Origin of the sequence: Agrobacterium genomosp. 13 str. CFBP 6927, from assembly GCA_900012615.1 — a bacterium.
GTDB lineage: Bacteria > Pseudomonadota > Alphaproteobacteria > Rhizobiales > Rhizobiaceae > Agrobacterium.
In genome coordinates this window covers 1,838,457-1,856,087 of record LT009756.1, presented here as the reverse complement: position 1 = coordinate 1,856,087, position 17,631 = coordinate 1,838,457, and the positions used below count along the sequence as shown (strand labels likewise).

The window sequence follows — 17,631 nt, the reverse complement described above, 5'->3', positions numbered from 1 at the left end:
TTTTTAAATGGAAATCATGAAGCTTTGCGGTGTTGCACGGCCTGCGCCGGCGCTGGCAGCATCTTGACCGAGGATTCCGCCAGGCCGCTATGCCCTTCCGCATCGATTACCAGATGCCAGTGCATTGTCTCGGGAATGCTGATGCGGATCGGTGATTTTTTCGCGACGCCACCGAGATATTTGAAGTCGAGCAATTCGGTAAAACGCTGGAAATTCGCGCCCGTCATCAGCCGCACATTGTTGACGGCCGACAGGGATATTTCAATGGTCGTCCCAGCCCGCAATTCCTTCAGGTCGTAATGCGTAAAGCGGAAATTCGGCCGTGCCATCGCGCGCCTCCCAATACCGTATATTTTGGCAGACAAGGATAGGCCGCCAGGGTTAACGAGCCCTTTAAAGTCGCAGGGCTGTTGTCGGATTTCGGGTTGCCGTGCCGATCTTGGCAGCCTGCGAAGAGTATTCGGTGGGGCTCAGGAAGCGGTTATGGAATAATACTAACGTATAATATGCGTATTTAATGATAATAAATTTTTCAACCTTAACATCGGCTGGTCGAAGTGCCGTCAGCGGCGTTGGGGGGAATATGAAAAACGTTACGATATCTATGCGCCTTTATGCGCTCGTTGCATTGTTTCTGGCAATATTGATCGCGGCGCTGACGTTCAGCCTCTTCGAAACCTTCCGTGAAATGGAGCGCGAGCGCAAAGCCGGTCTCGCCTCCATGAACGAAACGGCCGTTGCTATTCTCGAACAATATTATCGTCTGGAACAGAGCGGCGCCCTGACCCGGGAGGCAGCGCAGCAGCAGGCCAAGACCACGATCGCGGCGATGCGTTATGGCAATGGCAGCGGCTACTTCTGGATCAACGACATGCATCCCAAAATGGTGATGCATCCGATCAAGCCCGAGATGAATGGCACCGATCTCACCGCCAACAAGGATCCGAACGGCAAGGCGCTGTTCGTCGAATTCGTGAATACGGTGAAGGCGGGCGGTCAGGGTTTTGTTGATTATTACTGGCCGAAGCCCGGCGCGCCGGATCCCGTCGAGAAGTTCTCCCATGTCGCCGGTTTCGCGCCCTGGGGATGGATCGTCGGCACCGGGGTTTATGTCGATGATCTCGAGGCGGTTTTCTGGAACGATGCCTATTTCAACATCGGGCTGTGTGTTTTGTCGGGCCTGCTGGTGATTGGCGTGGCCGCCGCCGTCGTGCGCAGCGTGACGCGGCCGATCGATCTCATCCGCCAGAGCATGAAGCGTATCGCTGACGGGGACGGTGCGGCTGAAATCCAGTTCGCAGACCGTCGCAACGAAATCGGCGCGATTGCGAAAACACTGCTGGTGCTGCGAGACAGCGTCAATGAACGCAGCGCCCTGCAGGCCCGCGAGGCGGATCAGCAGCGGGCGCTGGAAGAGGCTCGGCACGGCAATGAGATGGTCCTGCGTTCCGCATCAGAGCGCCAGGCCCATGCCATGAATGCGCTCGGCAACTCGCTGGAAGCGCTCGCCAATGGTGATCTGACCGTCGAGCTTGCCGATATCGGCGCCGAATATGAAAAGCTGCGCACGGACTTCAACCGGGCCGTCGGCGCGCTACATGGCGCCATCGAGGCGATTGCCAGAACCGGCGATGTCGTGAATGACAGCGCTGCCGATATCAGCGGGGCAACCGGCAATCTCTCGCGCCGGACAGAACAGCAGGCGGCGGCGCTGGAGGAGACGGCAGCGGCTCTCGACGAGATCACGGCCACGGTGCGCACCGCCTCGGAGCGCGCCAATGAGGCGCGGCAGATGGTGCAGGACACGAAAAGCAGCGCCGGACGCTCCGGTGAGATCGTGCGCAACGCCGTCGATGCCATGGGCCGTATCGAGGACTCGTCCAAACGTATCGGGCAGATCATTTCCGTCATCGACGAAATCGCTTTCCAGACCAACCTTCTGGCGCTGAATGCCGGCGTGGAGGCCGCTCGAGCTGGCGAAGCGGGGCGTGGTTTCGCCGTGGTGGCGCAGGAGGTGCGCGAACTTGCGCAACGTTCCGCCAATGCCGCCAAGGAGATCAAGACCCTTATCAACCGCTCTGCGGAAGAGGTGGGCGGCGGTGTCGCGCTCGTGCGCTCCACGGGCGATGCGCTGGACGAGATCGTGGAACTGGTCAACCGCGTCGAAGGCCACGTCAACTCCATCGCCACGGCGGCGCGGGAACAGGCGACGGGCCTGCAGGAGATCAATACCTCCGTCAACCACATGGATCAGATGACGCAGCAGAATGCCGCCATGGTGGAAGAGACGACGGCAGCCAGCCAGACGCTTGCCGAGGAGAGCCACCAGTTGCGCTCACTGTTGTCACGCTTCGAACTCGGAAACGGGGCAGGGCGCGCGGTCTCGCTGGCGGCGTGATTTTCGTCATACGGGGCTGATCGGGGCATTTCCTACCGTCATTCCGGCCTTGAGCCGGAATCCAGCCCACGCGTCTGCGTGGCGAAACGACTCTTTTCAGCCCAAGGACTTGGGCTGGCTGGATGCCGGCTCAAGGCCGGCATGACGGAGGATGAGAGCGTCGCTTAAATAAGCTAGGCCGTGCAGATGAATGCCGAGGCCGATAGGGCGCAGCCTGACTGCGCCCTTTCTTTTTTGAATGCCATAGTCGACCATTCGTTATTTCCCGCAACCAATAAGGTTTCGTTTACCTCATTTCTTTAAAATTTATCCTGTATTGCCGCGAGTAGCGGCCGCTGAAGGTACAGGTTCTCGTATGGCGTATGTTTCCCTTCCGCGTCGTCTTGTGACGTTGCTGATGATTTCCACGGTTATGGTGTCGTGTTCGGCGGAGGGTCTCGTGCCGCCGGCCGAGGTTGATGGCACCACGCGTGTCAGCGCCATCCGGTCATCGCGGCAGCAGGGCTACAGCGCACCATCAGGCGCGGTCTATCAGGCCGAGCGGGTCGGGCAGTCCACCGATTATCCAGCGGCCGTGTCGCAGCCGATGCCGGAGCCTTACGCTTCGCAGGACCCCCTGCTGCAATCGCCGCAGGGCGGGCAGGGTTACTCAACGCTTGATACCCAGCATCAGGCGCGCATGGCGGCAAGCGGCCACAGCGTGCCGACCCAGACCATGCAAAGCCAGACCATGCAAAATCAGACCATGCAAGGCCAGGCCATGCCCAACCAGCAGGTCGCCTCCAGCCAGATCGCCGAAGGCGAGGGTGGGGTGAACATGGATTCCATGCTGGGCGTGGAGCCGGTGCGCGGGCTCGCGGAAGAGCAGGATGCCGATATTGCCGAGGGCGTTTCGGAGCAGCCGGTGGTGGATGGTATCGGCACCGACAACCCGGTCGCCGTCGCTCCGCCGCGCCGGCAGCAGAGCGCCGGGCAATCGCGGCTGATACCGCCGCCGCCCGTTGGCGCGTCTTCCCGCCGCCAGCCGGTGGAGGAGGTGGCCATGTTGATGCCAAACGACCCCGTGGCGCGGGGTGGGCCGCAAAGCGACCGCTCCATGCCACCCGGCGTCATGCCGTCCTCTGAAGTCGCCTGCCGCTCCGAACTACGCCGCCTCGGCGTCGCTTTCCGCGACGTCGCCCGCATTGCCGATGGTCCGACCTGCGGTATCGACTATCCGATTGAACTCAGTGGTCTGGCAAGCGGCGTCGCGATCCGCCCGGCGGTGAAGCTCAATTGCCAGGTCACGCTTGCCTTCGCCAAATGGGTGAAGTTCGAACTCGTGCCATCCTCGCGCTTCCGTTATCTCTCGGGCGTCGGCCGCATCACGCCGATGGGCGGTTATTCCTGCCGCAAGATGAATTCGCGCTCCAGCAATCCCTGGTCCGAACATGCGCGCGGCAACGCCATCGACATCGGCACCATCACGCTGAAGAATGGCAAGGAGATCGATGTTCGCAGCAAGAGCTTCTTCGCTTTCCGCGAGAAAGCGCTGCTGAAGGCGGTGCGGTCCGATAGCTGCAAATATTTCTCGACCGTTCTCGGGCCGGGCAGCGATCCCAATCACTGGAACCACTTTCACTTCGACCTGCGCACCCGCAAGTCAGGTTACAGGCATTGCGATTAAATCGAACTGCCGGGCAGATTTGAAAGTTGTCGAGGTTCGCGACAAAGTTTGAAATCTCTCCTGCGTCATGCTCGGGCTTGTCCCGAGCATCTGCTACCGATTGATTTTATTCGACGTGATTAGATCCTCGGCGCAGGGCCGAGGATGACGCCGAGAGAATGGTAACCCTTCCCCTCCGTCACCGATTTCAAAGGGGATGCGGGTTGTCCGGAATTTAAACCAGACAGTAAAGAGTGGACTTGTCCTGAGCATGGTGGCGCAAAAAAAGACCGGCCCGAAGGCCGGTGAAGAAGACTGCCTTATCGGGGGGATATCGGCGTCTTTGCAAGGGCATGCAATGGGACATGGTCCCAAGAAGCGGTCCATCCGGCGCGGGATAGGCGGCAAAAGACATCGCGCCGTACTGACCTGCGGCCAACATGGCTTGCCGCCCGTCTCTGATACGCTATGAGGGTCACATGTTTGTGACAACGGACCCCGGGAGCCCGCCTTCATGCCCCCTGTTTCAGAGATAATGGTCTTTGCCGCGGCGCTTGCGGCGGCTGGCGTGATCGCCGGTCTTCTGGCGGGGCTGTTCGGCATCGGCGGCGGTGCGGTGCTGGTGCCCGTCTTCTACCAGGTCTTCGGCCTGCTGGATGTGCCGGAGGCGGTGCGCATGCATCTGTCGCTCGGCACGTCGCTTGCCATCATCGTGCCGACATCGATCCGTTCGTTTCTGACACATCGCCAGAAAGGCGCCGTCGATATCGATCTGCTGAAGGGCTGGATCGTCGCCGTGCCGCTCGGCACCATCCTCGCATCTGTCGTGGCCGCCCATGCCTCCAGCGTCGCGCTCCGGCTGATCTTCGCCTTCATCGCGCTCGCGCTCGCCTTCCGGATGATCTTCAACCGGGCGAGCTGGCATCTTGGTTCAGACCTGCCGAATAATCCGGGCCGTTTTCTGGTGGGCACGGGCATCGGGCTTTTTTCCGGCCTGATGGGCGTTGGCGGCGGGGTGATGAACAATACCTTCATGACGCTCTACGGACGCACCATCCATCAGGCGGTTGCCACGTCTTCCGGTGTCGGTGTGCTGATTTCGCTGCCGGGTCTGTTGGGTTACATCTGGGCCGGCTGGGGCGATGCGGGCCTGCCGCCATTTTCCACCGGCTTCATCAACTGGGTCGCCGTGGTGCTCTTGATCCCCATCACGCTTGTGGTCGCGCCCTACGGCGCGCGGCTGGCGCATGCGCTCAGCAAGAAGCAGCTGGAACGGGCCTTCGGCGTGTTTCTGGTCTTCGTTGCAGCGCAGTTTTTCTATAGTGTCTACGGCTGATTTTCCTTCTCCGTGGAACGCAGTGTTCAGGCTCTCGGGCTGGCATTTGCACGTTTCACGGCCTATATGGCGTGCATCTTACTCGGTTTTTCGAAAGATTCGCGATGAATGCCATTGTTTCGATACGGAATCTGACCAAATCCTACGCAAATGGCTTTCAGGCGCTGAAAGGTGTCAGCCTCGATATTAGAGAGGGTGAAATCCTTGCCCTTCTCGGGCCGAACGGTGCCGGCAAGACCACGCTGATCTCCATCGTCTGCGGTCTCGTCAATCCGGGCGAGGGTTCGGTGTTTGTCGGCGGGCATGACGTGGTGAAGGATTTTCGCCAGACCCGCGCCCTGATCGGCCTTGTGCCGCAGGAGTTGACGACCGACCAGTTCGAGACGGTGTGGAACACCGTCAGCTTCTCGCGCGGCCTGCATGGGCAGAAGAAGAACCCTGAGCTGATCGAGAGCGTTCTGAAGTCCCTGTCGCTCTGGAGCAAGAAGGACAATATGCTGCGGGAGCTTTCCGGTGGCATGAAGCGGCGTGTGCTGATCGCCAAGGCGCTGGCGCATGAGCCCAAGGTTCTGTTCCTGGACGAACCCACAGCCGGCGTCGATGTGGCCTTGCGCCGCGACATGTGGAATGTCGTTTCCGATCTGCGCGCCAAGGGCGTCACCATCATTCTGACCACGCATTATATCGAGGAGGCGGAAGAGATCGCCGACCGTGTGGGCGTGATCAATGGTGGCGAATTGCTGCTGGTGGAAGAAAAGACGGCGCTGATGAAGAAGCTCGGCCGCAAGCAGCTTTTCCTCGAACTTGCCCAACCCGTGGAGAAACTGCCCGATAGTCTTGCGCCTTTCGGCCTGACGCTTTCGGACGACCGTTGCACAGTCACCTATGAAATCGAGGATAATGGCGAGCAGGGACGTATCGCCGATCTTCTCGGCGCTCTTTCCGCCGCCAACATCCATTTCAAGGATATTTCAACGCGGCAGAGTTCGCTTGAGGATATCTTCGTTTCGCTGGTGGGAGGCCAGAAATGAATTTCGAAGCCATCAAGGCCATCTATCTGTTCGAAATGGCGCGCACCCGCCGCACCCTGTTGCAGAGCGTGGTATCGCCGGTCATTTCCACGTCGCTTTATTTCATCGTGTTTGGAACCGCGATCGGGTCGCGGATTCAGGAGGTTGGAGGGGTTTCCTACGGCGCGTTCATAACGCCCGGCCTCATCATGCTGACGCTTTTGACGCAATGTATCGCCAACGGCTCCTTCGGCATCTATTTTCCGAAATTCACCGGCACGGTCTACGAAATTCTCTCGGCGCCCGTGTCGATGACGGAAATTGTCGCCGGTTATGTCGGGGCGGCGGCGACCAAGGGCCTGATGATCGGCACGATCATCCTGATAACGGCATCCTTCTTCGTGGATATCACCATTGCCCATCCGTTCATGATGATCCTGTTCTTTGTGCTGACAGCGGTAAGTTTCAGCCTGTTCGGTTTCATCATCGGCATCTGGGCGACGAATTTCGAACAGCTGAACCTCATCCCCATGCTGGTGGTGCCGCCTTTGACCTTCCTCGGTGGCAGCTTTTATTCCATCGACATGCTGCCGCCCTTCTGGCAGACGGTCAGTCATTTCAATCCGGTGCTGTATCTCATCAGCGGTTTCCGCTGGAGCTTCTACGAGATCGCCGACGTCAATCCCGTCATCAGCCTTGCGATGATCACGCTGTTCCTCGCAATCTGCCTCGGCGTCGTCAGCTGGATGTTCAAGACCGGTTACCGGCTGCGGAACTGAGGTTTCAGCGCGCCACGAATCGGTGAGTGCTCCTCACACGCAACGTCATCCTCGGGCTTGACCCGAGGATGACGTCCAGTTTTAGGCATACGCCCGGTCTGTGCCGGGCGTTTTTCGTATTCGCAACGCAAGCAACAGCTCACGCAACCTGCTTCTGCGCCACTTCCTCGACAATCTCGCCCTTGAGATAAGAAACAAGGTCCTTGATCGTGACGACGAGCAGGCCGTGGCGTTCGGCGAAGACTTCGAGCTGGGGCAGGCGGGCCATGGTGCCGTCGTCATTGGCAACTTCGCAGATGGTGCCGGACGGAAATTTCCCGGCGAGGCGGCAGAGGTCCACGGCGGCTTCCGTGTGGCCGGTGCGGCCGAGAACACCTTGCGGATTGGCGCGCAGCGGGAAGATGTGGCCGGGACGGGCGAAGTCTTCCGGGCGCGAACCCTCCGACACCAGCGCACGCACCGTCGTTGCCCGGTCCGCCGCCGAAATGCCGGTGGTCGTGCCGGGAATATAGTCCACCGAAACGGTGAAGGCGGTCTTGAGGGATTCGGTGTTGCGCGACACCATCAGCGGAATGTCGAGCGCGTCAAGACGCTCGCCCGGCATGGCGACGCAGATCAATCCGCGCGCATGGTTCATCATGAAAGCGATCTGCTGGGGTGTGATGCTGTCGGAAGCGGCGATGATATCGCCTTCGTTTTCGCGATCCTCGTCGTCGACGACAATCACCATCTCGCCACGGGATATGGCCTCGATGGCGTCTTCAATTCTAGCAATGGTCATTTTCTTTCTGGCCTTTCAAGGGTTATGCCGTTTTGCGGCATTTTCGCGCTTCGAGAAGCGCCAAATATCCCTTGGGCGAACAATGCAATGCGAAGCCCGCAGCGCGCGGGTGTCCTATGCCTTGTCCTCTTCCATCCGGACTATACCGTCGGCTCCGGCCTCTCACCGGATCTGCTGACCTTCCGGCTTGGAGACCGGAAGCGCTCGCGGGCTCCGGGAAAATCCCGATACCGCCGGTGGGGAATTGCGCCCCGCCCTGAGAACATTGCCAACATAAATTATCAATCGAGAGGGAATCAAGGGGCAATGAACTGCCAAATCCGGGAAACGTAGAAAGAATATCTCCCGCGACGGTCAATTCGGCATTTAAATTTTGCGCTGCGGTAGCGGCAGACGTAAACTCTGTTCTAGGGATTCGAAATCGAAAATTTTGTTTAAATATTATTCGCATCATAATATAGATGGATATTGTCAGCCTATTTTTCGATTTATCTCCTAACTTCTCTATTTTTTACATTGTTTCGACTAAATATTATTTATTTGGTTTGTTTTTTATATTTTCGTATTTGTGAAGAGAATTGATCGATGCCAGAATTATCGAAAATATTCGACACGCCGCAATTGTTTGCCGCACTCATGGCTGCATTAGCAGCGTTCACGATTTGGATGCTCACTCAGCTAGTGGCGATGGGGGCGGGATTCTGGAAGAGGGCCAAGGAAAAGGAGAAATTCATTCGATCACTATATGCTGAAATCGATTTCAATACTGCAGACATGGCGATCTTTCTCGATGCCCCTATTTCTTATGTAACCTTCAGGGAACGGGTCAAACAAAACAACGATTTTGTTCCGCATATAACGGATGCTCGCCACACTCACATCTATATGAAGAACATAGATTCCATATCCGCCACTGGGCGTGAATATGTCGGCGATGTCGTATATTTTTACGGCGTCCTCGACAAAATCCGCGCAAAGATCGATGGCATATATTTGAAGAGCTTCACGAATATCTCACTGGAAGGTCGCGAGGCTGCCATTCGAAGCCTTTATGAGCACGCGGAAGAAGCAAAGAAAACTGGAGAGACGCTTCTGCGAACTATGGAACGGAAATACAAAAGATACCAACTCAAGCGGAAGGTTCGTTCGCTGGGAGTGTCGAAAAAACAAAAAGCGCCAAAACCATGATTTGACGCTTCGCTTTTGAAAAGTGTTCGGTGCTCAGATCAGAGTAGGATGGGATCGGGGCCAATCATGTCAACAGCTCCTGCGTTAGACCTGACGTTCTTATCTCATGCTGCCATTGGTCTGTCAAATGCTTGCCGAGTGGCAGACGTTTCTCTGACACATATGTCACTGTACAATTGAAGCCTTGTGATCGCGCGGCAAGGCCTCTTGCGCCGTGGGTTTTACCGATCCCTCAATCTCAGCTCATCGGTCTGCATTTGCAGTGATCCAAGCGTCGACAGGAAGCTCATGCCGAGCAGGCTTTGGCCCAATTGCCCATCCTGCGCCACAAGGGCCGGGATGTTGCGCCGCATGATGGGGCCGATGCCGATTTCCGACAGGGTGACGGGAGCCGCCGCCGTGCGGCCGTTCGCCGTCATGACCGGCACGGTGTAACGCAGGCTCGCCGTATCGATGCCGATTTCGGCCGCATCCGCATTTGCAAGCACCACGGAGCTTGCGCCGGTATCGACGAGCATGTGGATGGTCTTGCCGTCGACGCTAACATTAGCCTCGAAATGGCCGCTCATCGATTTGTGCAGGACGATCTCCTGTTCGCCGCCGGATGTCGTTACCACAACGGCGCGGCCCGGCATCAGCCCGCCCAGCAACCGGTCGCCGAAGGATTGCAGGTCGTAGCGGTAAAGATAGACCGAGACGAGGCCGAGGATGATGACGAGCCATACGGCAAGCTGCCGCATGACGGTGCCGAAGCTGCCGCGTCTTCCCGCCAGAATGCCGACGGACAGGAGCCCGGCAATCGGCAGGAAATAGATCATCTGTCCGAATTTGTCGTTGTCGATGCCGAAGGTGCGGCCGCTGTCGTGATTGACGAGAAGCAGGCCGAGACCGACGGCCAGCAGGAGGAGAACGATGGTCAGCCTGTTCATGCGGTGCGCGTCTCCTTGGCGGCGTCCTTGCCTGCTTTTGCCAGTCTTTCCGGAAGCGTCTGCATGATCTTCCGGCGTTTCTCGTCGCTATAGCTCGCCCAGCCGCCGATCTCCTCCAGCGTGCGGCCGCAGCCGATACAGAGGCTGTTGGTCGCATCAAGGGAGCAGATGTGAATGCAGGGTGTTTCCATGGTGATCTATATCAGGCCGTCATGCTGCGAGGGCAAGGGCGATGAGAATCACGATCTCCGTGATCTGCTGGCAGGCGCCGATGGTATCACCGGTGTGGCCATCGATCTTGCTGACACAGAGCCTGCCGAAAAGCGCCGCCGCCAGGCAGGCTGCGGCGACCACGATCACGATCGACACAAAGGGCAGGGCGTGCAGCGTGAAGAGCACGAACAGCAGGAGGCCGGTCGCCAGCGCGATGTTGCGCTCGCTTGTCCCGGGCTGCCCGGCGGCAGCGGCGATGCCGGAGGATTTTGCAGCGGGCAGCGCCTGCCAGTGCCACACCATGAGGGCACGGCTCATCACCAGCGCGGCAATCAGGCAGCCGGCGGCGGTTTTGGCGGGCAGCGTCTCGATCAATGATGCGAGTGCCGTTGCGCGCAGCGCAAAGGACAGGATCATGGCGATCGTGCCATAGCTGCCGATGCGGCTGTCCTTCATGATGTCAAGCGTTCGCGCCTTTTCCTTGCCGCTGCCGAAACCGTCAGCCATGTCGGCCAGCCCGTCTTCGTGCAGCGCGCCGGTGATGAGCGCGATAAGGGCGACGGCGAGCCAGCCCGTGAGCTGAGGCGAGGCGTCGAAGGTAGCGAGAAGGATGAGGAGGAAAGCGGCAGGCAGGGCGATCAACAGGCCGGCGGCGGGAAAAGCGCGGGCGGTGCGGCGCATGGAGATATCGTCAGCACTATTAAAGAAGCGCGAGGGGACCGGCAGGCGGCTGAGAAAGGCAAGGGAATGCATGACATCTGTTATAAAATCTCCGGCCTTCATGCTCTCTCCGCTGCAGTCCTTGCATTTCCGGTTGTTCCGCGGCGCATCCGCGATTATGAGAGGCGCAACAAAGACCGATTTGCCGGAAAACACAAGTTTCCGGACGCATGAGCCGATGCGAAAGCCAACCCGGCTACGAAAGAGACTGATATCATGAGCATGAGCGGATTGCCCTTCGATGATTTCCGCGCGCTGCTGCGCGAGCTTCCCGGCCCGGACACGCATGCGCTTGTGGCGGCCAAGGAGCGCAATGCGCAATTGACCAAGCCTGCTGGCTCGCTCGGCCGTCTGGAAGAAATCGCCATGTGGCTTGCCGCATGGTCCGGTCGTTCGCCTGCCGTCACCCGTCCGCTGGTAGCGATCTTCGCTGGCAATCATGGCGTTACGCGTCACGGGGTCACGCCCTATCCGACTTCGGTCACGCAGCAGATGGTGGAGAATTTCGCGGCAGGGGGTGCGGCGATCAACCAGATCTGCGTCTCCAACGATCTCGGTCTCAAGATATTCGACCTGGCGCTTGACTACCCGACCGGCGATATCACCTGCGAGCCGGCCCTTTCGGAGCGCGATTGCGCCGCGACCATGGCTTTTGGCATGGAGGCGATTGCCGGCGGTACCGATCTTCTCTGCGTCGGCGAAATGGGCATCGGAAACACCACCATCGCGGCGGCGATCAATCTGGCGCTTTACGGCGGTACGGCGGAAGAGTGGACCGGTCCCGGCACCGGCTCGGAAGGCGATGTCATGGCACGCAAGATCGCGGCGGTGAAAGCTGCCGTGGAGTTCCACAGGGATCATCTGTCAGACCCTCTGGAAATCATGCGCCGCCTTGGCGGACGCGAGATCGCGGCGATTGCAGGGGCCATCCTTGCCGCCCGCGTGCAGCGTATTCCCGTGTTGATCGACGGCTATGTGGCGACGGCCGCCGCCGCGCTCCTGAAGGCGGCCAATTCTTCGGCGCTCGACCATTGCCTGATCGGCCATGTGTCCGGCGAGCCCGGCCATCTGGCCGCCGTTGAAAAGCTTGGCAAGACGCCGCTTCTGGCGCTTGGCATGCGGCTTGGCGAAGGCACGGGTGCCGCTCTGGCCGCCGGCATCGTCAAGGCTGCCGCCGCCTGCCATTCCGGCATGGCGACCTTTGAAGCGGCGGGTGTGGAAACCCGCATCAGCCATTGAGGTCACAGATGGACGCGACGCCGCAGGAAAAGCAATCCGAGCCCGCCTTCCGCAAGGAAAAGGGCTGGCGGCATCTTTTTGCCGCCGCGCGCTACTCCGTGCAGGGGCTGGGGCGGCTGTGGCAGGAAGCGGCTTTTCGGCATGAAGTTCTCGCCTTCGGCGTCGGGCTTGCCCTGCTTCTGGTCGTCGGTGCGCCCTTTGCGCATCTTCTTGTCTTCACGGTGCTGATGCTGCTTCTGTTTGCGGTCGAGGCGCTGAATACCGCAATTGAGGAGCTGGTGGATCGCATCTCACCGGAAATCTCCTCGGTCGGACGGCATGCCAAGGATCTCGGCTCCTTCGCCGTCTTCTGCCTTTTGACGGCGAACGGATTTTTCGTGCTTTATTCGCTGGTGACGACGCTGTTCTTCTGAGGCGTCTCAGGCGAAGGATCGCCGGCGCGGCTGGACCGCGTGGGTCTCTTCCACGGCTGGCAGGCTTTGCAGCACGCGTTTTGCCGGCAGGATCGCGATGCCTTCGGTGCCTTCGCGCAATTTCGACTTCAATATGAACTGGCCGTCATGCTTGGCGAGGATGGCCTGAACGATGGGCAGGCCAAGTCCGGTTCCCTGTTCGGCGCTCTTGATCGCAATCGATCCCTGGCCGAAGGCCGACAGGACGATGGGGATTTCGTCCTCGGGAATGCCGGGGCCGTTATCCCTGATCGAGACATATTGCCCGCCACCCGCCGTCCAGCCGGCTTTGACGAAAATCTCACCACCCTGGGGTGTGAATTTCACGGCGTTGGACAGAAGGTTCAGGATCACCTGACGGATCGATTTTTCATCGGCCCAGACCTGCGGCAGGCTGCTTTCGAACTGCTGCGAGATTCTGATATTCTTGGCGCGGGCGCGAAGCTGGATCATGCCGATGCAATCCTCGGCGATTTCCAGCATCGAGATGGATTCCTCGTTGAGGTCGTAACGCCCGGCCTCGATGCGTGACAGGTCGAGGATTTCGTTGATCAGATCCAGAAGATGCTGGCCGGAGCGATGAATGTCGCCGGAATATTCCTTGTAAAGCGGGTTATTGAGGGGGCCGAGCACTTCCGAGGCCATGACTTCGGAGAAGCCGAGAATGGCGTTGAGCGGGGTCCTGAGCTCGTGCGACATGGAGGCGAGAAAGCGCGATTTTGCCAGATTTGCTTCTTCTGCACGCCGCCGGGCCTCGTCCGAGACCGAGTTGGCGACTTCGAGTTCGGCGATCAGGTCGTCCTTTTCGGTCTGCGACGAGAGCAGCTTGACGCTGGTCTGGTAAAGCCGGCTGGTGATGCGGTGACAGAAAAGGATCGCCATGCCGAACATCAGGGCAAGGCCCACATCGAAGGGATCGCGCGATATGGCCGATGTGACGCAGAGAGCGGCCAGCACCGGCAGGAAGGTCATGAATGTCGCCCGCCGCAGCATGAAATTGGCCATGGCTGTCAGCGATAGGGCGATCAACAGCGTCGCGCCCTTGAAGAAGAGTACGAGCGTTGGATCGTTGCGTGCCGGTTCGGCGAGCGCGAACATGGCCCAGGCGCAGCCGATGAGGATTTGCATGCTGAGGAAGAGATTGCGCCAATGCTGGAGATTTTCCGCCGTGATCCCCTGTTTTGCCGCCTTTTTGGCCAGCAGCAGGGATATGGCATGAACACTCAGCGCGATGAGCGACCAGAGGATCAGACCTATATCAAGGGTGATGTACAAGCCGATGATGGAGGCGAGCACGATGAAAAGCGGCATGATCATCGCGCCCTGAAGGGCTTCGGCGATGTGCATGGTCAGCATTTCGCGTTCATAGGCGTCACTTCCGCCAGCGCCCTGTTGCAGGCGTTCGCGTGTCGTCTTTACCGTGTCGAAAACAGCCTTGTTGCGGTGTTTTTTCGACCGGTCGACGATGATCTTGTCCGTGGACGTGCTGACGCTTTTACTCATTGTTACAACGTGGGGTGACATGAACCCTTGCAGGCTACGCGCAAAATCTTAAGAAGATGCTGCCGTGAAAGGATTTGTTTGCCATTTCTGACAAGGGTTTGTTGTTACATGGGACGAAATGGAGGCAGGCGCCGGGGTTTTTCAGCGTTCCGCGACGGCGGGCTTTTTCTTGCCACGGTTTTTCTTGGCATTCTGATTGCCGCCAAGCTCGATCAGATCAACAGCGAAACCCATAGCGGCCGTTTCTTCGTGATCGATGGCGATACGCTCGCAAAGGGCGGAGAAAGGTTCCGGCTGCTTGGCATCGATGCGCCGGAGCTCTCGCAAACATGTGAGCGCGGCGGCGAAAGCTGGCCGTGCGGCGAGGAGGCGCGCCGTATTCTGCAAGGGCTGAGCGCGGGTGCGGATTTTTCCTGTTCCGGCAGTTCTAAGGATCGTTATGGGCGGCTTCTGGTTTATTGCTCCGCTGGCGGCAAGGATGTGTCTGCGGCAATGGTGGCGGCGGGCTTCGCGGTTGCTTCCGGCTATTTTCAGTTCTCCGGCGAGCAGGCGGCCGCACGCCGCGAGGCGCGTGGTATCTGGGCGGGTGAATTCGAAAAACCGTCGCAATGGCGGCGGGAACACCGGGCGGCGGATATCGAGACGCCCGCTGCCGGCTTTCTGACCATCATCCGTCATCTTCTGGGGTGGAAAAATGGCTGAGACAGGTCGGTCTGCACCCATGGGCGACGACGGGCTTAACGGGCTGCGCGACGGGGTCGCCCGCTGCCGCATCTGTCGCGACACGCCGCTAAAAGGGGCGGCCGATCGCTTGCCGCACGAACCCCGGCCGGTGGTGGTGATATCGAGGAAAGCGCGGATCCTGATAGCCGGGCAGGCGCCGGGGTTGCGCGTGCATGAAACGGGTCTGCCCTTCAACGATGCTTCCGGCGACAGGCTTCGCCAATGGCTTGATGTGGACCGGGAGACTTTCTACGACCCGGATCGTTTTGCCATCGTGCCGATGGGGTTCTGTTTTCCCGGTTACGACGACAGGGGCAGCGATCTGCCGCCACGGCGAGAATGTGCGCCGCAATGGCGTGAGCGGGTAATGGCGGCAATGCCGCAGGTGGAGCTGATCCTTGCCATCGGTCAATATGCGCAGGCCTTCCACCTTGGTGACAGACGGCGAAAAACCATGACCGAGACGGTGCGCGACTGGCGCAGCTATTTTTACTCAAATTCAGGCCCGGCCATCTTCGCGCTGCCGCATCCGAGCTGGCGCAATACCGGCTGGCTGAAAAAGAACCCGTGGTTCACACAGGAGCTGTTGCCGGTTCTTCGCCAACATGTGGAAATGCGGCTTTAGTGAAACAATTTTCTGTTTTTCTCTAAAAATTAGTGTATTGAAAGGAAATTAATTCAGGAGGGTAGACGCATTGGATCGCCTAGACCGTAAGATTTTGCGCATTCTGCAAGAGGATTCCACGCTGGCCGTTGCCGATCTGGCGAAAAAGGTCGGCCTTTCCACGACGCCCTGTTGGCGGCGCATCCAGAAGATGGAGGAGGACGGTGTCATTCGTCGGCGCGTGGCGCTGCTCGATCCGGTCAAGGTCAATACCAAGGTCACCGTTTTTGTCTCCATCCGCACGGCCTCCCATTCCATCGAATGGCTGAAGCGTTTTTCGGAGGTGGTTTCCGAGTTTCCCGAAGTTGTCGAGTTCTACCGCATGAGCGGCGATGTCGATTATCTGCTGCGCGTCGTCGTGCCCGATATTGCGGCCTATGACGCCTTCTACAAGCGGATGATCGCCAAGATCGAAATTCGCGACGTATCCTCCGCCTTCGCGATGGAGCAGATCAAATATACGACCGAGCTGCCGCTCGACTATATGCTTCTCGACAATCCGAAGTCGGGCGAGGAGTGATCCCAGGCTGATCAGGCTTGATCAATGCCCTTTCCGGCGGCCGGGAAGGGCATTTTTCGTTCTGCGATTTGGCTTGCCCGGACGCCTGAGCGCGTTATCTGACCGCCGCCCAAACGGGGGCATGGCCTAGGGCGCTTCGATGCGGTGCGACAATCTTATTTCGCCTGCACCGGCAAATTCGCACATTCAATTCTCTCCGCGCCGTCTCCGCGCAAAGCGGGATTTTGATAAAATCTCTCGAATATCTACGCTTTTACTGTCGAAGGATGGAATAGCGAGGGATATCCATATGCTTACACGACGCGGAACATTGGGACTGATTGCAGGTGCGACCGGGGCGGCCTTTCTGCCGCATATCCGGCGGGCGAGTGCCGCCACCACCACATTGCGGATCGGCTGGCAGAAAAATGGCGTGATCGCGCTCGCGAAAAGCCAGGGCGCGCTGGAAGCGCTGCTGAAGGATCGCGGTATCGAGGTCAAATGGTCGGAATTCTCCTCCGGCCCGCCGCTTCTCGAAGCGCTTGGCGCAGGTGCGCTGGATATTGGCCCGACGGGAGATGTGCCGCCGCTCTTTGCGCAGGCAGCCGGTGGCAATCTTCGCTATGTGGGCACCTACAAGGCGGCGGCCGGCGGATCGGCAATCCTTGTGCAGAAGGATTCGCCGCTGAAGACGCTGGAGGACCTCAAGGGGAAGAAAGTCGCCTTCAAGCGTGGCTCCAGCGCCCATAATGTCATTGTGAAAGCATTGCGGAAGGCGGGGTTGACGCTGAATGACATTACGCCCGTCGATCTTGCCCCGCCGGATGCGGCGGCTGCCTTCCGCAGCGGCAGCATCGATGCCTGGTCGATCTGGGACCCTTATTTCGCCGTGGCGGAAAAGGAACCGACAACACGGGTTCTTGCGACCGCCGACGGTATTGTCGACCCGTGGAGCTACTTTTTGGCCAATGGCGACTTCGTCGAAAGCAATCCCGATCTCGTGCCGCTGATCCTCAAGGAACTGGCGAATGTGGGTACGAAGGCGCAGGCCAATATCGACGAGACGGCAAAATCGCTGGCGGCCATCACAGGCGTTCCCTTTGATGTCACCAAGGTCTCGCTGACGCGTCCCGGGGCCAATCTCGGGCGGGTTTCGCTGGTTCCGGATGAGGCCATTGCCTATCAGCAGGCGCTTGCGGATGAGTTCTACGATCTGAAGATCGTGCCGAAGAAACTCAAGGTGGCGGATATCGTCTGGCGACCGAAGGCGAGCTGAGCGGGCCGGAAAAGGTGAGTCTCTTCAACCCGCTGGCGGGTGTTGCTGAGAGGTTGATTCAGGTGGGAGCCATGTGGGTTACATGGAGGGCGAGCGTATGCCGCATATTTCTTCTCCCCGAGGGGGAGAAGGTCGCGGCAGCGGGATGAGGGGGCGAGGGTTCGGTCTATCGCCGGCGTTGCCTGCTCTCTCCGCGCGCGACGACGACGACGACGACGACGACGACGTACGTACGTACGTACGTACGTACGTACGTACGTACGTACGTACGTACGT

At 59.1% G+C, this 17,631-nt stretch carries 19 protein-coding genes and 1 riboswitch; of the genes, 12 read left to right on the top strand and 7 right to left on the bottom strand.

Features of this window, described 5'->3' with window-relative positions; all coding sequences use genetic code 11:
- Positions 1-14: 14 nt before the first annotated feature.
- Positions 15-329, bottom strand: coding sequence for a DUF1883 domain-containing protein (locus tag AGR13A_RS09265; protein WP_080834921.1), 315 nt, complete (start codon positions 327-329; stop codon positions 15-17).
- A gap of 254 nt (positions 330-583) precedes the next feature.
- Between AGR13A_RS09265 and AGR13A_RS09260 the strand changes: the two genes are divergently transcribed.
- Positions 584-2,398, top strand: coding sequence for a methyl-accepting chemotaxis protein (locus AGR13A_RS09260; protein WP_080834919.1), 1,815 nt, complete (start codon positions 584-586; stop codon positions 2,396-2,398).
- 96 nt (positions 2,399-2,494) lie between these two features.
- Here AGR13A_RS09260 and AGR13A_RS24915 read toward each other — a convergent pair whose 3' ends face one another.
- Positions 2,495-2,653 (bottom strand): hypothetical protein, encoded by a 159-nt coding sequence (locus AGR13A_RS24915; RefSeq protein ID WP_158001523.1) that lies wholly within the window; start codon positions 2,651-2,653, stop codon positions 2,495-2,497.
- Between the two features lie 100 nt (positions 2,654-2,753).
- On the opposite strand from AGR13A_RS24915, the gene AGR13A_RS24585 reads away from it, so the two are divergent.
- The 4 genes from AGR13A_RS24585 to AGR13A_RS09235 all read left to right on the top strand — a co-directional run bounded on the left by AGR13A_RS24585 (position 2,754) and on the right by AGR13A_RS09235 (position 7,168).
- Entirely contained in the window at positions 2,754-4,064 is a 1,311-nt protein-coding gene (locus AGR13A_RS24585) for an extensin-like domain-containing protein (RefSeq protein WP_139786040.1), read from the top strand.
- 493 nt (positions 4,065-4,557) lie between these two features.
- Positions 4,558-5,379 (top strand): sulfite exporter TauE/SafE family protein, encoded by an 822-nt coding sequence (locus tag AGR13A_RS09245; RefSeq protein WP_080834917.1) that lies wholly within the window; start codon positions 4,558-4,560, stop codon positions 5,377-5,379.
- A gap of 104 nt (positions 5,380-5,483) precedes the next feature.
- Positions 5,484-6,410 (top strand): ABC transporter ATP-binding protein, encoded by a 927-nt coding sequence (locus AGR13A_RS09240; protein WP_080834915.1) that lies wholly within the window; start codon positions 5,484-5,486, stop codon positions 6,408-6,410.
- Positions 6,407-7,168, top strand: a complete 762-nt coding sequence (locus AGR13A_RS09235) for an ABC transporter permease (RefSeq protein WP_035224119.1) — start codon at positions 6,407-6,409, stop codon at positions 7,166-7,168. The genes AGR13A_RS09240 and AGR13A_RS09235 overlap by 4 nt, the downstream gene beginning before the upstream one ends.
- A gap of 139 nt (positions 7,169-7,307) precedes the next feature.
- Here the strand turns inward: AGR13A_RS09235 and ribB are convergent, their stop codons facing one another.
- Positions 7,308-7,949 carry a 3,4-dihydroxy-2-butanone-4-phosphate synthase gene (ribB, locus tag AGR13A_RS09230; protein WP_080834913.1) on the bottom strand — a complete coding sequence of 214 codons (642 nt, stop codon included), beginning with the start codon at positions 7,947-7,949 and terminating at the stop codon, positions 7,308-7,310.
- 119 nt (positions 7,950-8,068) lie between these two features.
- Positions 8,069-8,217: riboswitch (FMN riboswitch) on the bottom strand.
- Positions 8,218-8,534: 317 nt separating this feature from the next.
- Between ribB and AGR13A_RS09225 the strand changes: the two genes are divergently transcribed.
- The gene (locus AGR13A_RS09225; RefSeq protein ID WP_080834911.1) at positions 8,535-9,137 is read left to right on the top strand and encodes a hypothetical protein; all 603 of its coding nucleotides are present in this window, start codon (positions 8,535-8,537) and stop codon (positions 9,135-9,137) included.
- Positions 9,138-9,358: 221 nt separating this feature from the next.
- Here AGR13A_RS09225 and AGR13A_RS09220 read toward each other — a convergent pair whose 3' ends face one another.
- From AGR13A_RS09220 to AGR13A_RS09210, 3 genes are read right to left on the bottom strand one after another with little or no spacing between them, the layout of a single operon-like run.
- Positions 9,359-10,066, bottom strand: a complete 708-nt coding sequence (locus tag AGR13A_RS09220; protein ID WP_080834909.1) for a TIGR02281 family clan AA aspartic protease — start codon at positions 10,064-10,066, stop codon at positions 9,359-9,361.
- Entirely contained in the window at positions 10,063-10,257 is a 195-nt protein-coding gene (locus AGR13A_RS09215; protein WP_080834906.1) for a DUF1289 domain-containing protein, read from the bottom strand. The genes AGR13A_RS09220 and AGR13A_RS09215 overlap by 4 nt, the downstream gene beginning before the upstream one ends.
- A 19-nt stretch (positions 10,258-10,276) precedes the next feature.
- On the bottom strand, positions 10,277-11,062 hold the full coding sequence (locus AGR13A_RS09210; protein ID WP_080836716.1) for an adenosylcobinamide-GDP ribazoletransferase: 786 nt from the start codon (positions 11,060-11,062) through the stop codon (positions 10,277-10,279).
- Between the two features lie 153 nt (positions 11,063-11,215).
- On the opposite strand from AGR13A_RS09210, the gene cobT reads away from it, so the two are divergent.
- Positions 11,216-12,238, top strand: a complete 1,023-nt coding sequence (gene cobT, locus AGR13A_RS09205; protein WP_080834904.1) for a nicotinate-nucleotide--dimethylbenzimidazole phosphoribosyltransferase — start codon at positions 11,216-11,218, stop codon at positions 12,236-12,238.
- A gap of 8 nt (positions 12,239-12,246) precedes the next feature.
- Entirely contained in the window at positions 12,247-12,651 is a 405-nt protein-coding gene (locus AGR13A_RS09200) for a diacylglycerol kinase (RefSeq protein WP_035224133.1), read from the top strand.
- A gap of 6 nt (positions 12,652-12,657) precedes the next feature.
- Here the strand turns inward: AGR13A_RS09200 and pdhS2 are convergent, their stop codons facing one another.
- The gene (gene pdhS2, locus AGR13A_RS09195) at positions 12,658-14,193 is read right to left on the bottom strand and encodes a two-component system sensor histidine kinase PdhS2 (protein WP_080834902.1); all 1,536 of its coding nucleotides are present in this window, start codon (positions 14,191-14,193) and stop codon (positions 12,658-12,660) included.
- A 108-nt stretch (positions 14,194-14,301) separates the two neighbouring features.
- On the opposite strand from pdhS2, the gene AGR13A_RS09190 reads away from it, so the two are divergent.
- The 4 genes from AGR13A_RS09190 to AGR13A_RS09175 all read left to right on the top strand — a co-directional run bounded on the left by AGR13A_RS09190 (position 14,302) and on the right by AGR13A_RS09175 (position 17,355).
- A complete protein-coding gene (locus AGR13A_RS09190; protein WP_080834900.1) occupies positions 14,302-14,895 on the top strand; it encodes a thermonuclease family protein in 594 nt (197 codons plus the stop codon).
- Entirely contained in the window at positions 14,888-15,541 is a 654-nt protein-coding gene (locus AGR13A_RS09185) for a uracil-DNA glycosylase family protein (RefSeq protein ID WP_308400192.1), read from the top strand. The genes AGR13A_RS09190 and AGR13A_RS09185 overlap by 8 nt, the downstream gene beginning before the upstream one ends.
- 70 nt (positions 15,542-15,611) lie before the next feature.
- Positions 15,612-16,100 carry an Lrp/AsnC family transcriptional regulator gene (locus tag AGR13A_RS09180; protein ID WP_003507846.1) on the top strand — a complete coding sequence of 163 codons (489 nt, stop codon included), beginning with the start codon at positions 15,612-15,614 and terminating at the stop codon, positions 16,098-16,100.
- 289 nt (positions 16,101-16,389) lie between these two features.
- Entirely contained in the window at positions 16,390-17,355 is a 966-nt protein-coding gene (locus AGR13A_RS09175; protein ID WP_080834896.1) for an aliphatic sulfonate ABC transporter substrate-binding protein, read from the top strand.
- The last annotated feature ends 276 nt before the right edge of the window (positions 17,356-17,631 follow it).

Bases quoted from the DNA above. Each gene is read 5' to 3' on its own strand.
- AGR13A_RS24585 (WP_139786040.1), top strand. From the start codon at position 2,754: ATGGCGTATGTTTCCCTTCCGCGTCGTCTTGTGACGTTGCTGATGATT.
- AGR13A_RS09260 (WP_080834919.1), top strand. From the start codon at position 584: ATGAAAAACGTTACGATATCTATGCGCCTTTATGCGCTCGTTGCATTG.
- AGR13A_RS09220 (WP_080834909.1), bottom strand. From the start codon at position 10,066: ATGAACAGGCTGACCATCGTTCTCCTCCTGCTGGCCGTCGGTCTCGGC.
- AGR13A_RS24915 (WP_158001523.1), bottom strand. From the start codon at position 2,653: ATGGTCGACTATGGCATTCAAAAAAGAAAGGGCGCAGTCAGGCTGCGC.
- ribB (WP_080834913.1), bottom strand. From the start codon at position 7,949: ATGACCATTGCTAGAATTGAAGACGCCATCGAGGCCATATCCCGTGGC.
- AGR13A_RS09245 (WP_080834917.1), top strand. From the start codon at position 4,558: ATGCCCCCTGTTTCAGAGATAATGGTCTTTGCCGCGGCGCTTGCGGCG.
- AGR13A_RS09210 (WP_080836716.1), bottom strand. From the start codon at position 11,062: ATGAAGGCCGGAGATTTTATAACAGATGTCATGCATTCCCTTGCCTTT.
- AGR13A_RS09265 (WP_080834921.1), bottom strand. From the start codon at position 329: ATGGCACGGCCGAATTTCCGCTTTACGCATTACGACCTGAAGGAATTG.
- AGR13A_RS09240 (WP_080834915.1), top strand. From the start codon at position 5,484: ATGAATGCCATTGTTTCGATACGGAATCTGACCAAATCCTACGCAAAT.
- AGR13A_RS09215 (WP_080834906.1), bottom strand. From the start codon at position 10,257: ATGGAAACACCCTGCATTCACATCTGCTCCCTTGATGCGACCAACAGC.
- AGR13A_RS09225 (WP_080834911.1), top strand. From the start codon at position 8,535: ATGCCAGAATTATCGAAAATATTCGACACGCCGCAATTGTTTGCCGCA.
- AGR13A_RS09190 (WP_080834900.1), top strand. From the start codon at position 14,302: ATGGGACGAAATGGAGGCAGGCGCCGGGGTTTTTCAGCGTTCCGCGAC.
- AGR13A_RS09200 (WP_035224133.1), top strand. From the start codon at position 12,247: ATGGACGCGACGCCGCAGGAAAAGCAATCCGAGCCCGCCTTCCGCAAG.
- AGR13A_RS09185 (WP_308400192.1), top strand. From the start codon at position 14,888: ATGGCTGAGACAGGTCGGTCTGCACCCATGGGCGACGACGGGCTTAAC.
- AGR13A_RS09235 (WP_035224119.1), top strand. From the start codon at position 6,407: ATGAATTTCGAAGCCATCAAGGCCATCTATCTGTTCGAAATGGCGCGC.
- AGR13A_RS09175 (WP_080834896.1), top strand. From the start codon at position 16,390: ATGCTTACACGACGCGGAACATTGGGACTGATTGCAGGTGCGACCGGG.
- cobT (WP_080834904.1), top strand. From the start codon at position 11,216: ATGAGCATGAGCGGATTGCCCTTCGATGATTTCCGCGCGCTGCTGCGC.
- pdhS2 (WP_080834902.1), bottom strand. From the start codon at position 14,193: ATGAGTAAAAGCGTCAGCACGTCCACGGACAAGATCATCGTCGACCGG.